The 14,042-nt window shown below is 66.6% G+C and carries 13 protein-coding genes and 1 rRNA gene; 9 read left to right on the top strand and 5 right to left on the bottom strand.

The genetic code is table 11. The annotated features are described in order from the left end of the window. Positions 1-356 (bottom strand): 16S ribosomal RNA (locus ACFWPK_RS24300); the annotation flags it as partial. 477 nt (positions 357-833) lie between these two features. Between ACFWPK_RS24300 and ACFWPK_RS24295 the strand changes: the two genes are divergently transcribed. Then, entirely contained in the window at positions 834-1,457 is a 624-nt protein-coding gene (locus ACFWPK_RS24295; RefSeq protein ID WP_378919363.1) for a vancomycin high temperature exclusion protein, read from the top strand. On the opposite strand, the gene ACFWPK_RS24290 is transcribed toward ACFWPK_RS24295, so the two are convergent. Then, on the bottom strand, positions 1,384-2,037 hold the full coding sequence (locus tag ACFWPK_RS24290; RefSeq protein WP_378919362.1) for a hypothetical protein: 654 nt from the start codon (positions 2,035-2,037) through the stop codon (positions 1,384-1,386). The two genes, ACFWPK_RS24295 and ACFWPK_RS24290, sit on opposite strands and share 74 nt — an antisense overlap. Before the next feature lie 127 nt (positions 2,038-2,164). Between ACFWPK_RS24290 and ACFWPK_RS24285 the strand changes: the two genes are divergently transcribed. Both ACFWPK_RS24285 and ACFWPK_RS24280 read left to right on the top strand, forming a co-directional pair. Then, positions 2,165-2,419 carry a hypothetical protein gene (locus ACFWPK_RS24285; RefSeq protein ID WP_378919361.1) on the top strand — a complete coding sequence of 85 codons (255 nt, stop codon included), beginning with the start codon at positions 2,165-2,167 and terminating at the stop codon, positions 2,417-2,419. A 122-nt stretch (positions 2,420-2,541) separates the two neighbouring features. Further along, positions 2,542-5,832: a DEAD/DEAH box helicase gene (locus ACFWPK_RS24280; RefSeq protein WP_378919360.1), complete on the top strand. Its 3,291-nt coding sequence runs from the start codon at positions 2,542-2,544 to the stop codon at positions 5,830-5,832. On the opposite strand, the gene ACFWPK_RS24275 is transcribed toward ACFWPK_RS24280, so the two are convergent. The 3 genes from ACFWPK_RS24275 to ACFWPK_RS24265 all read right to left on the bottom strand — a co-directional run bounded on the left by ACFWPK_RS24275 (position 5,814) and on the right by ACFWPK_RS24265 (position 7,654). Beyond that, positions 5,814-6,872: a class I SAM-dependent methyltransferase gene (locus tag ACFWPK_RS24275; protein ID WP_378919359.1), complete on the bottom strand. Its 1,059-nt coding sequence runs from the start codon at positions 6,870-6,872 to the stop codon at positions 5,814-5,816. The genes ACFWPK_RS24280 and ACFWPK_RS24275 overlap by 19 nt on opposite strands. 99 nt (positions 6,873-6,971) lie before the next feature. Continuing rightward, entirely contained in the window at positions 6,972-7,427 is a 456-nt protein-coding gene (locus ACFWPK_RS24270; protein ID WP_378919358.1) for a PTS glucose transporter subunit IIA, read from the bottom strand. Next, positions 7,424-7,654, bottom strand: coding sequence for a glucose PTS transporter subunit EIIB (locus ACFWPK_RS24265; protein ID WP_056821036.1), 231 nt, complete (start codon positions 7,652-7,654; stop codon positions 7,424-7,426). The genes ACFWPK_RS24270 and ACFWPK_RS24265 overlap by 4 nt, the downstream gene beginning before the upstream one ends. A 228-nt stretch (positions 7,655-7,882) precedes the next feature. On the opposite strand from ACFWPK_RS24265, the gene ACFWPK_RS24260 reads away from it, so the two are divergent. The 6 genes from ACFWPK_RS24260 (at position 7,883) to ACFWPK_RS24235 (ending at position 13,940) form a co-directional block, all read left to right on the top strand. After that, positions 7,883-9,229 carry a PTS transporter subunit EIIC gene (locus ACFWPK_RS24260; RefSeq protein ID WP_378919357.1) on the top strand — a complete coding sequence of 449 codons (1,347 nt, stop codon included), beginning with the start codon at positions 7,883-7,885 and terminating at the stop codon, positions 9,227-9,229. Positions 9,230-9,233: 4 nt separating this feature from the next. Continuing rightward, complete coding sequence (locus ACFWPK_RS24255) at positions 9,234-9,497, top strand: HPr family phosphocarrier protein (protein ID WP_378919356.1); 264 nt, start codon at positions 9,234-9,236, stop codon at positions 9,495-9,497. Next, on the top strand, positions 9,497-11,161 hold the full coding sequence (gene ptsP, locus ACFWPK_RS24250) for a phosphoenolpyruvate--protein phosphotransferase (RefSeq protein ID WP_378919354.1): 1,665 nt from the start codon (positions 9,497-9,499) through the stop codon (positions 11,159-11,161). The genes ACFWPK_RS24255 and ptsP overlap by 1 nt, the downstream gene beginning before the upstream one ends. 100 nt (positions 11,162-11,261) lie before the next feature. Continuing rightward, positions 11,262-12,428: an N-acetylglucosamine-6-phosphate deacetylase gene (locus ACFWPK_RS24245; RefSeq protein ID WP_378919352.1), complete on the top strand. Its 1,167-nt coding sequence runs from the start codon at positions 11,262-11,264 to the stop codon at positions 12,426-12,428. Then, positions 12,428-13,207 carry a glucosamine-6-phosphate deaminase gene (gene nagB / locus ACFWPK_RS24240; RefSeq protein ID WP_378919350.1) on the top strand — a complete coding sequence of 260 codons (780 nt, stop codon included), beginning with the start codon at positions 12,428-12,430 and terminating at the stop codon, positions 13,205-13,207. Before ACFWPK_RS24245 ends, nagB begins: the two co-directional genes overlap by 1 nt. 1 nt (position 13,208) lies before the next feature. Next, positions 13,209-13,940: a copper homeostasis protein CutC gene (locus ACFWPK_RS24235; protein WP_378919349.1), complete on the top strand. Its 732-nt coding sequence runs from the start codon at positions 13,209-13,211 to the stop codon at positions 13,938-13,940. Positions 13,941-14,042: the final 102 nt, after the last annotated feature.

Below are 14,042 nucleotides of genomic sequence, written 5' to 3'. Positions count from 1 at the left end.
TTCCCCACTGCTGCCTCCCGTAGGAGTCTGGGCCGTGTCTCAGTCCCAGTGTGGCCGGTCACCCTCTCAGGTCGGCTACCCGTCGTCGCCTTGGTGGGCCGTTACCCCACCAACAAGCTGATAGGCCGCGGGCCCATCTCGCACCGATAAATCTTTCCACCACAAGACATGCATCTCGTGGTCATATCCGGTATTAGACCCAGTTTCCCAGGCTTATCCCGAAGTGCAAGGCAGATCACCCACGTGTTACTCACCCGTTCGCCGCTCGTGTACCCCGAAGAGCCTTACCGCTCGACTTGCATGTGTTAAGCACGCCGCTAGCGTTCGTCCTGAGCCAGAATCAAACTCTCCGTTGAAGACTCTCGAAAACACCCCCAGGGGTGCAATCAAAATTATCTAACTAGAGTCCGAAAACCTAGCAAAGCCAAACACCAGCAAAAAATTTCGCTGTTGTTTTTCAATGTCCAACTTCCATGACCGGGGGGTACATGAAAGCTGGAACCAATATAAATATTGGCACTGACATTCATCGACACACTATTGAGTTCTCAAAGAACACACGCACACACTTCTACCCACAACATCTAGTAGGGGTTTCGGTGAAGCAAGGGTTCAAACTTAGCTCAGACAACCGGCCGGAAGCAAATCCGATCCGAGTTCCTCTGAACACATGATCAGTCAGGCGCTCATCGTCCTACCTCGTGTCCCGGCCGCTTGGCGGCTGAGTCGGTGTCCGTGTCGCTCTGACTGGAATAAAGTTACGTGTCGACATTTGCAATGTCAAATCCCCTAGTCAGGGGATATTTTCGCAGTGTTCATGTATGAAAGGGCCTATGGCGGGCGAACATAGCGGGAAGCGTCGGGGGTTGCGTCGCATCGCGCGGGCCGGACTTGTCTTGGCGGGTGGCCTCGTGTTGGTGACGGCCGGGGCGAACATGGCGATGTGGATTTTGTCGTCCGGCCATAGAAGTGATGTGGCGGCCGCGCCCAGCGCACCCGTCGTGATCATCCCGGGCGCCAGGGTCGCGCCGGACGGAACTCCGATGGCTTATCTACGGGGACGTCTCGATGTGGCGATCGAGTTGGTCGAAGCGGGCAAGGCCGCGCGGATTCTGCTGTCCGGGGATGCCGGCGGCTCCTCGGGCGATGAGATCGCGTCGATGACGCGCTATCTACTCGACCACGGCATCGACCCAGCCATTATTCGGTCGGATGGTGCTGGGCTTTCTACCCGGGAGACCTGCGAACGGGCGAGGTCGATGTTCGGCATCGACCGGGCGATCATCGTCAGCCAGTATCAGCACCTCCCTCGCGCGGTGGCGCTGTGCCGGGCAGCGGGTATAGAGGCCGACGGGGTGGTCGCCTATTGCGAGTGCAGGCGGGTCACCGAGGTACGCAACAACGTTCGTGAATGGCTTGCAGCACCGAAGGCCGTGGCGGAGATGCTGCTGCGCTGACTGCGCGCCGGGACCATAGGGAGGCGGTGAACCGCCGCCACCTCGTAGGACGTACCGAACGTTGCTCCGGCGACGCGGTGGATATTTGCGGGTTCACGGGTGCGTAGGGCGGGCCCGCCAGCAGGTTTCGGCACGCTTGCCGGATCTGTTCGCGAAGCGATTCACAGTCGGCGAACTCGAGGTACTCCGACATCACGTCGAAACCCCGGGCCAGGTCTTCCATATCCGGCGCGGGCGGATCGGGGTATCCGGCCAGCTCGATGAGCTCCACGACGATCCCGCCCAAGTGGTAGGCCATCGCGCTGTCGTCGGCCAGCAGAGATGTCGCGTGTTCCCGAGCTCGCCTGACCCGGACGTCGACTTCCCTCGCTCTCCAGTCGTGCACCAGCCCCAGCTCGGCCATCGCAGTGCGGAACAGGTCGGGGGCGGTGCTGCAATCTGTTCGGTGCAGGCAGGCGAGCTCGACCAGCGCGGGAGTGTCGATCCCACGCGCGAGCGCCTCGGCCGCGATCATGGACAGGTCCGCACCGTCGAGCTCACCGAGCACGAACTGGTCTGCGGCGTGGGCCAAGTCGTCCATGATCCCAGCGTGCGCGGCGCGAGGTCGACGGGTCAAAGGGTTTTCCCGGCAAGAGGTCGAGGTTTCCGGGCGGTCAGGGCGGTCAACCCTGGTCGTCGGTACGTACTGCGCTGATCGAGGAGGACAAGTGGGCATCATCAAGGCAGCTGCGATCACAGTGGCAGTGGTCGCCGGAGCTGTGGTCGGAGCGGGTTCTGCTGTGGCGGAGCCGGAGCCGAAGGAGAACATCTTCATCGACATCAATGTGCTCGGGTGCTCGTTCGGAGCCGGGTTGGGTGGGGATGTACTGGTGGCTCTCGGCGGCGGGAGCGGGTCGGGCGCGCTGGTTTCGAGTTCGCTGGCGGGGCGGTTGCGGGCGGCGGGGTGCTTGCCGCGGCTGTAGGACCAGCGCCGATGGTCTCGCCACGCCAGGCGGGACCATCGGGGTGACGTGCCAGAGGAATCCGGATCGCGTACCGTGATCGGGGTTGTCTGCAATGATGGCCGACCGGATTGGGGTGCATCGTGGGCGGTTCCGAGCACGCCGCGCGGCTCGTGCGTTTCTGGCAGACCGTGGAGTTGTTCGGTCCACAGCTTGTGCCGGACGTCGAGACCGACGGACCGGTGGTCGATCTCGCGGCGGACGACCTCGCGCCGTGGGAGAACCTCGCCGCGCTGCCCGCGTTGAAGGCAGGGCGGGTGTGGCAGTTCGTCGTGTACGGCGGGTTGTTCGAGGTGGGGCGCGCGCGGGAAGCGCTGGTGCGGACATTCGGTGAGGATCAGCTCGAGGCCGACGCTCGACGCGCCGGGACCACAGCGGCTTTCGCGGTAACACTGACCGACAGCGGGGTGGTTGTCGGCGGCTCGGCGACATTGTCGGGGTTGGCATGGGCGGTGAATCGTTTGCGAGCGCCGGGGCCCGACGATATCGGCTGGGCCGACGGGTTCGACCATGATTCGGCGGCGTTCACCGCCGCGCTCGACACGCTCACACAAGAGACGCAGCCGGGCACCGAATACATGGGTCCGGCGCCGCGGTGGCGTGCGCTGGACATGGCGGGCCGTGGTGTGGCGGCCTCGTTGATCGCGGCGGGCGCCGACGGGGTCATCTCGCCGGGGCTCGCCGGAATGTCAGCGTTGGCCTTCGCTGAACGGTTCGCCATCACGGGCGATGAGGACATGGTCGATGCGCCTCGGTTGACCGGTCGCGACCTGCACATCTTCACCGGCGAACTGTGTGCCGCGTTGGGCATTCGATCGGAACTGCGGGCCGGTGGCGTGCGGGTGGCGTGCGTCCAGGTCGCGGCGCGTGATGCGGACAGCGATGCCGCAGAGGATCGGCTCAACAGCGGGCTGGGGCCGGATCTGGCCGAGCTCGCGAGGGCGGTGGAACGCGGCGATATCGGTGCGGCGCTGCGGGATTACCTCATGGCGGCCGAAGCGCTGCCGGTCGATGACCGGATCGATGTTCGTCGACGACAGGACGCGGTAGTCGAAGGGCTACTCCCCCAACTCATTCCGGACGGTCGCTGGCCGGGCGATCCGCTGGTGTCGGGACAGCAGTTCGCCGTAGATCGTGCGCTGTCCGAATTGCGTGACAGCGCCGGGATTTTCGCGGTGCACGGTGCGCCAGGCACCGGAACGACGACGATGTTGCGAGACCTGCTGGCCGGGATTCTGGTCGAGCGGGCCGCGCAGCTGGCGGCCTTCGATGATCCGATGGCGGTGTTCGCCGGCGTCACCGAGCAGGTTCAGGTGGCGAAGAACTACACGGTGGGCGCGCACCGAGTGGCGAACAGCGTGACCGGGTTCGAAGTGGTCGCGGCGACGGACAGCGATGCCACCGCGGCCGACGTGGTCGCCGAGATCCAGCATCGTGGCGCGATCGACGGCGAGCTCAATCACTTCACCGACCTGGCCGAACTAGTCGGCGGTGCACCCGCGTGGGGGTTGGTGGCCGCGGCACTGGGCGAAACGCGACGGACGTTCGCCGAACAGTTCTGGTTCGGGGATCGGTTCGCCGCCGAGCGGAAGACCGGGACACCGAACGGCGGGATGCTCGACATCCTCAAACAGGCCGAGGCCGACCCGGATTCGATTCCGGACTGGCCGACCGCGGTGCGGGACTTCACCACTCGTCGCGCCGAGGTACGCAGGCTGGCGCAAGAGCGGCAGGACGTCGCAGATGCGGTTGCCGACCTGCCCACCATGAACGCCGGGTTGCAGTCGACCGCCGTCGAAATCACCAATGCCGATGACGCACACGCGCATTGGCGGGAACGTCATCAGCTGGCGACCGAACATCTGCGCGCAGCTCAGGCCGCGCACCACCGGGCAGGCAAGTTCCTGACCGAGCATGGTGGGCGCAAGCCCGGGTTCGTGGCGTCGCTGTCGACGGGGTTCCGGGCGGGGCGGCGGTGGAGTGCCCGCAGCAATGAGTTGCTGCGGGAACGACATATCGCCGAGGCGGATGTGCGACGGCGCCAGACCGAGGTCGAATACACGCGGGAACAGTGGGCCGAGGCGGCCGAGCACGGACGCACGCTGATTCGCGAGCACGTCGAGTTGACGGAGCGGCGGGCGGCGGCCCTGGATGTTATCGAGCGCGGACGCGAGAACTGGTCGCGCACAATTCCGTTCGGTGACGTGGCGGGTGACGACGAGCAGTTCCAGCTGTGTAATCCATGGGCGGACGATCAGTACGCGAGCGCGCGGCGTGAGCTGTTCCTGTCGGCATTGAAATTGCATCGCGCGTTCCTGCTCAACGCGGCGCCGCGGGTTCGCGACAATCTGATCGTCGCTATCGCGCTGATCCGCGGTGAGCTCGCGGTCGCGCCTAGGACGGAGACCGTCGCGGCGGCGTGGCAGACGCTGTTCCTGGCGGTGCCGATGATTACCACGACCTTCACCGCGCTACCCCGGCTGTTCGCCGGGCTGGGGTCCGAGGCGCTCGGATGGCTGTTCGTCGACGACGCCGGGCAGGCTGCGCCGCAGTCGGTGGCCGGTGGATTGTGGCGGGCTCGGCGGGCGGTGATCGTCGGCGATCATCGTCAGCTGGGACCTGTCGGCGCGCTGCCCACTTCCGCACAGGAAGCGTTGGTGCAGCAGTACGGCCTCGATGCGGAGTGGATGCCGGATCACGCGTCGGCACGTCAGGCGGCTGATCGCGGGGTGCGGTACGGGACATGGCTGATGCCATCGGATTCGGTCGCGCCAGTGTGGGTCGGCACGCCCTTGCGGGTCCATCGGCGCAGTGACAGACCGATTTTCGAGCTCACGCATCACATTGCCTATGACGATGATCTGCTGGTGTTCGGCACGCCGGATCGGCCGGAGTTCCCCGGGCACGATCGGTGGATCGACGTCAGGTCCGCACGGGCCGAGGGCAATTGGATTCCCGGTGAGGGCGAAGCGCTCGCCTCGTTGCTCGCGCGGGTGACCGAGGACGGGGTGGCCGCGGCCGATATCCGTGTGGTCAGCCCGTTCCGTGATGTCGCCGATGGCGCGCAGGAGGTCGCGCGTGAGGTGCTCGGCGCGGAGTTCGCGGAGCGGCAGGTGGGCACTGTCCATGCCATGCACGGCAATTCGGCCGAGGTCGTGGTGCTGATCTTGGGGACATCGCCCGCCGCGGGCGGGTCGCGACGGTGGGCGGCGACGAATCCGAATGTGCTCAACGCGGCGGTGTCGCGGGCGCGTAGGCGGGTCTACGTGATCGGCAACTACCGATTGTGGAGCAGCCAGCGGTATTTCGACGATCTCGCCAGGCGCTGGACAGTGGAGACCGAGCAGCTGGCCGATCAGACCGTGAGCCGGTAGAAGCGCCAGAATCCGAAGTCCTCGATCGGGAGGATGTCCACGGCGGTGAAACCGGCCTTGTCGGCGTACTCCCCCAGTTTCGCGGTGCGCATGACTGTGCCGGTGCCGGCGGAGTCGGGGTGCGCCATGCCGTCGGGCAGGCATACCAGCAGGCTGAACCCGTACATCAGGCGGTCGATGTCGCTCGCGGGCGCGGTGAATTCCGGGGCGACGGCCTCATCCATTATGATCACCGCGCCGCCCGGTCGCAGGGCTTTGCGCATCGAGGTCAGCACCTCGACGGGGTGTGGCATGTCGTGCAGGCATTCGAAGGCGAACAGCGCGTCGTAGGCGGATTCGGGGAGGTCGGTGGCGGCGTCGGCCTGGTGGAAGCGGACCCGGTTGCCGAGGTCGGCGGCGTTCTCGGTGGCCATCCGCACCGACGGCTGGTCGATGTCGTAGCCGTCGACGGTCAGCTGCGGGTAGGCGCGGGCCAGCGCGATCGCGGACCAGCCGCCGCCTGAACCGATGTCGGCTGCCTTGGCATCCGGGCGCGAGAGCAGAGCGTGAACATCGGCGACACCGGCGAGATCGGTGGCGAGACGTTGTTCGAACCAGGGGCGGTTCATGTCCGACTGTGATTCGCGCATGTCGGCGCCGTATTCGGACCAGCCGACTCCACCGCCGTCGCGATAAGCGCGCACCAGCGCGGGCATCTGGGCAGCGGCGCCAGCCAGCATACGAGCCAGTGGTGCAAGGTAATCGAGGCTTTTCGGGTCGGTGAGGACTTCCGCGGCGCCGACCGGCAGCGCGAACCGCCCATCCGCGGTCACCGTCAGAATCTCGACCGCCGCCTGCTGTTCGAGCCACTCCTGCGCGTACCGGCGATCCCCGCCCGCCCGCGCGATCAACTCACCCGCATCGGCCGGCCCACCCTCAGCCAACGCCCGATACCAGCCGAGCCGATCTCCGAGATGCACCGCGAGAATGTCGATCGCCCCGAGCGCGGCGCCGAACAACCGCTCGGCGAACTGCTCACTGGTCTGCTCCACCGCACTCACCGGTCAACCTCCTTCGCTCGAGCGACACGAATCGACGCCGACCCGCTGATACGGACTACGGGTCGGCGCGCCGAAAGGTTCAGCAGCAGGTCAGGGCGGCTACGGCGAGTCGAACAGGAGGCCGCCGGAGTCCACGGTGGTGCCGATGGTGTCGGTGTGGACCGAGTCCTTGGCGGAGTCCATCACCACGACGGGGCAGATGACCGAGTAGCCGGTGGCGGCGATTTCCGCCGGGTCGAAGGTGACGATGGGGGCGCCCGCTTCCACCGTGTCGCCTTCGGTGGCGAGGAGTTCGAAGCCTTCGCCCTTCAGTTTCACCGTGTCGATGCCCAGGTGGACCAGGACGCCGACGCCGTGGCCGAGGATGACGAAGGCGTGGGGGTGGAGTTTGAGGATCTTGCCGGCGATGGGGGCTGTCACCATCAGCGTGCCGCGGGTGCGGTCGGGGTCGAGCGCTACGCCGGAGCCGACGATTTGTTCGGCGAAGACCTGATCGGGGACCTCGGACAGGGCCATGACCTTGCCGGGGAGGGGGGCGATGACAGGGATGCTCAAAGGATGTCCTCGATGTCGTCGGCCAAGGTGTCGGCTTCGGGGCCGACGACGACCTGAACGACCGACCCCGACTTGAGGACACCGTGTGCGCCGGCGGCCTTGAGCGCGGCCTCGTCGACCTTGCTGCCGTCCTTCACCTCGGTGCGCAACCGGGTGATGCAGGCCTCGATCTCGACGATGTTGTCCGCGCCGCCGAGGCCGGCGACGATCGCTTCCGCTTTGGACATATGTTCTCCCTTTCGGCGGTGGTTGCCGGTACCAGTATGGGAGTCTCGAATGTGCGCCACATCATATTCAGCGGTTGACATCCGACCTCCACCTGGTCAAACTGGCAACTGGTTATGACCGGACAGTACCCGTCAGGGATACCGGTTCACAACAGTTAACCCGGATCGGCGGGCAAGCCGGTCCTCCCTCGCCGAGACCGCCGGAAAGCCGGCACGAAGAAGGTCGACATGACTGCCGTTACCGACACCCCCAAACAAGAATCGAAGGTGTTCGCGGGTTTGCAGCGCCTCGGTCGCAGCCTCATGCTGCCGATCGCGGTGCTCCCCGCGGCGGGCATCCTGCTGCGCATCGGCCAGGACGATCTCCTCGGCCGTTTCTCCGCGCTGGAGAGCACCGCGTCGGTCATCTCGGCGGCCGGGCAGGCCGTATTCACCTGGCTGCCGCTGATCTTCGCCGTCGGCATCGCGATCGGCTGGGCCAAGAAGGCCGACGGGTCGACCGCGCTGGCGGCGGTCGTCGGTTACATGGTGATCGACGGTGTGTTCAAGGCGATGTCACCGATCGTGCTCGAAGGAAAGACCGACCCGAAGGGCGCTCAGGCGCTGATCAACTACGGCGTCCTCGGCGGCATCGTGATGGGTCTGCTGTCGGCCATTCTGTGGCAGCGGTTCTATCGCACGAAACTGCCCGATTTCCTCGGCTTCTTCAACGGCAGGCGGCTGGTGCCGATCCTGACCGCGGTTACCGGTCTGGTCGTCGGCGTCGGCATGGCATTCCTGTACCCGGCGTTCAACACCGCGCTCACCTGGGTGGGTGAGACCGTCGCGGACAACTCGGTCGTCGGTGGCGGTATCTACGGCGCGGCCAACCGCCTGCTCATCCCGACCGGCCTGCACCACATCTTGAACTCCACGGTCTGGTTCCTCGTCGGCGATTACACCGATGCCTCCGGCCAGCTCGTGCGCGGCGACCTCAACCGCTTCTTCGCCGGTGACCCGAACGCGGGCACCTTCATGACGGGCTTCTTCCCGATCATGATGTTCGCGCTGCCCGCTGCCGCGCTGGCCATCTGGCGCAACGCGCGTCCGTCGCAGAAGAAGCTGGTCGGCGGCATCATGCTGTCCACCGGTCTGACCGCGTTCGTCACCGGCATCACCGAGCCGCTGGAGTTCTCGTTCATGTTCGTGGCGTGGCCGCTGTATGTGGTGCACGCGCTCTTGACGGGTACGTCGATGGCGCTGGTGAACGCGCTCGGCATCCATGATGGATTCACGTTCTCCGCGGGTGCGATCGACTATCTGCTGAACTTCGGCAAGGCGACCGACGCGTGGATGCTGATCCCGATCGGGCTCGGGTACGCGGTGATCTACTACGTGCTCTTCAGCTTCGTGATCAAGAAGTGGAACCTGCGGACCCCGGGTCGCGAGACGGAAACCGATGTCGAGGTCGGCGCGCCCGACGCGGCCGTGGTCGAAGCGGAGGCTGCGGTAACCGCCACGGAAGATACTCGAACCGATGCACCATCGGTTGCCGAAGTCGAAACGAAGCTGGACAAGAAGCTGGAAGGTGAGTGAGGCCATGACAACCCGCACCGTCATCGTCGGATCCGAGGTGGGGCTGCATGCGCGGCCCGCCGCGAGACTCACCAGGGCCGTGCAGGCCGCGGGGGTGCCGGTGCGGATTTCGGTGGGAGGTGGCGAACCGGTCGACGCGGCCAGCGTGCTCGCGGTGATGACACTGGGCGCGGGCCACGGCGCCGAGGTGACCCTGCATGCCGAGGGTGCCGACGCGGTGCTGGACCAGCTGGCCGAACTCATCGCCTCGGATCTGGACGCCGCCTGATGCCGGAACAGGTGATCCGTGGCCTCGGCGTGAGTCCGGGCGTGGTGTGCGCGCCCTGGTTGCGGTTCGGATCGCAGCTCGAGACCTCGGCACAGGATCCGGTCGGCGGCTCGGTCGCCGAGGAGCTGGCGCGGGTCAAGGATGCGCTCGGTGGCGTATCCGAGGAGATGCAGGCCAGGGCCGCACGCGTGAGCGGTGTTGCGGCGGAGATCCTTTCGATGTCGGCGACGATGGCCCGTGATCCGGGCATCGTCGCCGCCACCGAGAAGGAACTCGCTGCCGGGATGCCGACGGCGCACGCGGTGCACCTGGCATTCGAGGGGTTCTGCGCGAAGCTGGAAGCGCTCGGCGGGTACATGGCCGAGCGGGCGACCGATCTGCGCGATATCGGCGGGCGGACTGTCGCGGTGCTGCTCGGGCTGCCGATGCCGGGTATTCCGGAGCCGGGGTATCCGTTCGTGCTGGTCGCGCGGGATCTCGCGCCTGCCGATACGGCGATGCTGGGTGACAGCGATGTGGTCGGGTTGCTCACCACCGAGGGCGGGCCGACCAGCCACACCGCGATTCTCGCGAAGTCCCTCGCCTTGCCCGCGGTGGTGAACTGTCCCGATACCGATCGGCTCGTCGATGACGCGCCGGTGTTGCTCGACGGCACGACCGGTGAGGTCGTGATCGATCCGAACCCCGAGCATCAGCGGGCCGCTGTCGAGCAGGCAGCGGCGGACAAGGCGCGAATCGCGGCGGCCAGTGGGCCTGGGCATACGGCCGACGGGACGCCGGTGAATCTGCTGGTGAATATCGGCACCGTCGATGACGCGGTGAAGGCGGGGCCGGTCGATAGCGAGGGTGTGGGACTGTTCCGCACCGAGTTCATGTATCTCGGGAAGGCGTCCGCGCCATCCCTGGACGAGCAGACCGCGTCGTACACAGCGGTTCTCGAACAGTTCGCCGGACGACGAGTCGTGGTGCGGACCCTCGATGCCGGGTCGGACAAGCCGCTGCCGTTTCTCGATCTCGGTACCGAGGAGAATCCGGCACTCGGTGTGCGTGGGTTGCGGATCGGCACGGTGTTTCCGGAGACTCTCGCCACGCAGCTCACGGCGCTTGCCCGGGCGGGCCAGGCGACCGGGGCCGATCTGTGGGTGATGGCGCCGATGGTCGCCACCGCAGACGAGGCCGCCGGATTCGCCGCGCTCGCAAGGGAATCCGGCTTGACGAAGGTCGGCGCGATGATCGAGATCCCGGCGGCCGCGTTGCGTGCCGCCGATCTGCTCGCGCATCTCGACTTCGTCAGCATCGGCACCAACGATCTGAGCCAGTACACGTGTGCGGTGGATCGGATGGCGGGTGGGCTCGCGCACCTGCTCGATCCGTGGCAGCCCGCGGTGCTGGATTTGATCGCGATGGTCGGTGCGGCCGGTGCGGCGGCTGGAAAATCAGTCGGGGTGTGTGGTGAGGCGGCGTCGGATCCGACGTTGGCGCCGGTGCTGGTGGGGCTGGGAGTGACGAGCTTGTCGATGTCGGTGCCCGCGTTGCCCGCGGTCCGGGCGGCATTGGCCGCGGTGGATATGCAGCGGTGCCAGGATGCCGCGGATGCGGCGTGCGCGGCATCGAATCCGCAGGTGGGGCGCGAGGCGGTCGCGGCGATCATCGGGCGGGCGTGAAAAAGGTTGTTGTGGAAGCGGTCCGGCCGAGGGTCGGATCGCGGTGTGGTGTCCGGCGGCGGTCCTCGATCGTTGCCGGTAGGAGGAAGGTTTCGTGGTGATGGGATTCGTGCGCGGTCGACTCGTCGGGGCGGCGGTAGGTGAAATCGCCGACGGTGTCGTCGAATTCGACGACGGTCTGATCACCTGGGTCGGTGCGTCCGCGAATCATCCTGCGCCCGAGAGACTTCCGGCACCGAGCGATGATCTGGTACTTCCCGGTCTGATCGACCTGCACTGCCACGGTGGCGCCGGGTTCGGGTTCCCCAACGCGGATGCGCGGGGTGCCCGGGTTGCGGCGGTGCATCATCGAGAGCACGGCACTACCGGGCTGATGGGGAGCTTGGTGTCGGATCAACCGGACGTGCTGGTCGCGCAGGCGGCGATGCTGGCCGATCTTGTCGAGGACGGGGCGTTGCTCGGGGTGCATCTGGAGGGACCCTTCATCAATGCGAGCCGTTGTGGAGCACAGGATCCCGCGGCGATCATTCCCGGCGACCCTGCGTTGTTCGAGCGGATCTACGCGTCGGCGCGCGGCACCGTGCGGTCGATGACATTGGCCCCCGAGACCGCGCATTTCGATGAGCTGCTGGCCGCGATGCGCCGACTCGATGTGCTGCCGAGCCTCGGGCACACCGATGCCGATGCCGCGACCACCGCGGCGCGCATCGCCGAGGCTCGTGGTGGGCCGATCACCGCTACCCACCTGTTCAACGGGATGCCCGCACTGCATCACCGCTCCCCCGGACCCGTTGCCGCGTGCCTCGCCGCGGCCGGGCGTGGCGAGATGGTGGTCGAATTGATCGCTGACGGTGTGCATTTGGCGCCCGCGACGGTGGCGATGGTGTTCGATACCGTCGGGCCGGATCAGATCGCGCTGGTGTCCGATGCGATGGCGGCGGCGGGCATGAGCGACGGCGACTACCGGCTCGGTGCGCTCGATGTTCAGGTCCACGACGGTGTCGCCCGGCTCGCCACCGACGACGGTTCGCCCGGGGCGATCGCGGGCGGCACGGCACGGCTCGTCGATGTGCTGCGCTGGACCGTCCTCGATGCGGGCATACCGCTATCCGACGCGGTCGTCTCCGCGACACGTACCCCTGCTCGCGTACTCGGCCTCGAGGGCGAACGCGGCAGTCTCACCGTCGGCGCGCGTGCCGACATTCTTGTCACCGACCAGTCATTGCGGCCGCGGCGGGTGCTCGTCGCCGGAACGGAAGGAATCTGATGGAAATCGTGATCCGGGCTGACGAAAACGAGGTAGCGCGCACGGTCGCCGATATCGTCGGTCGCTATGTGACGGGCGGCAATGCGATTCTCGGCCTGGCCACCGGGTCGTCGCCGCTGGGGAGTTATCAGGAACTGGCGCGGCGTTATCGCGAGGGCGAGCTGGACTTCACCACCGCAAGCGCGTTCCTGCTCGACGAGTATGTGGGCCTGCCGAAGGATCATCCGCAGTCGTACTTTTCGGTGATCCGATCCGAATTCGTCGACCATGTGAACCTGGATCCGGCACGGGTGCTGAGCCCGAACGGGGAAGCAGGTGACGTCGCGGGTGAGGGTCGACGGTATGACGCGGCCATCGCCGCGGCCGGTGGGGTCGACGTGCAACTGCTGGGGATCGGCACCGACGGGCACATCGGGTTCAACGAGCCCGGGTCGGCGCTCACCTCGCGCACACGGGTGAAGACGCTCACCGAGCAGACGCGCAAGGACAACGCGCGCTTTTTCGACGGGCCGGAGAATGTGCCGCATCACGTGCTCACCCAGGGCCTCGGCACCATCAACGAAGCCGGACATCTGGTGATGATCGCGCTCGGCGCGGGGAAAGCCGATGCGATCGCCGCCGCCGCTGAAGGGCCGTTGTCGGCGTTCTGTCCGGCCTCGGTCATGCAGTGGCATCGCCATGTCACGGTGGTGATCGACGAAGCCGCGGCGAGCAAGCTGAAGTTGGCCGATTACTACAAATACGCGCTGGCGAACAAGCCCGCCTGGCAGTCGTTCTGACGTGACCGCGCTCGAGTTCGCGGTGCAGGACGTGGCGGGTGCGCTCGGGGCTCGCCGCGTCGGGGCGGATCGGGTGGAGTTGTGTGCGGCGCTGGGCAGTACGGGCGGGCTGACGCCGAGTATCGGGACCATCGAGGCCGTGGTGGGAACCGGGATTCCCGTCCACGTGCTGATCCGGTGCCGGGCCGGGGGTTTCGTGTATACCGATGCCGATGAGCTCGCGGTGATGAATGCTGATGCACGAGCGGCAGTTTCGGCTGGTGCTTCCGGTCTGGTGGTCGGCGCGCTCACTCCTGACCACCAAGTCGACGTCGAGGGAGTACGCCGTGTTCTCGACGGTATCGATGACATAGAGCTGACCTTTCATCGTGGGATAGATCAGATCCGCGACCGCGCGGCCGCTCTGGAAACCTTGATCGCCGGTGGTATGACCAGGGTGCTCACCTCCGGTGGGGCAGCCACCTGCGCCGAGGGTCTCGATGGACTCGCCGCGATGGTCGATCACGCGGCAGGGCGCATCCAGATCATGGCGGGCGGCGGGATCACCGTCGGCGACATCCCGGCACTGCATCGGGTCGGCGTCAGCGGGATCCATCTGTCGGCCCGACGCGTCATCGCCGACGACGGTGGCCCCGGAGGGGGTGGCAAGTCCGGCCACGAACAACTGGACGAGGAGCTCGCAGGCGCCGCTGCCCGTCAGCTGCTCGCTGTAGACCGGCCGACCAGCTCCTGACGTCCCGCGGCCTGATTCAGACTGCTCGACCACTCAGCACGGGATTCAGACGCGTTGGGCCGGTAGGAGTCCGGATTCACCTCGGACACACCCGCAGACCGC

Source organism: Nocardia sp. NPDC058519 (genome assembly GCF_042719755.1).
Classification (GTDB): domain Bacteria; phylum Actinomycetota; class Actinomycetes; order Mycobacteriales; family Mycobacteriaceae; genus Nocardia.
Note: the sequence above shows the minus strand (reverse complement) of the source record. Positions and strands in the feature narration are given on the sequence as shown.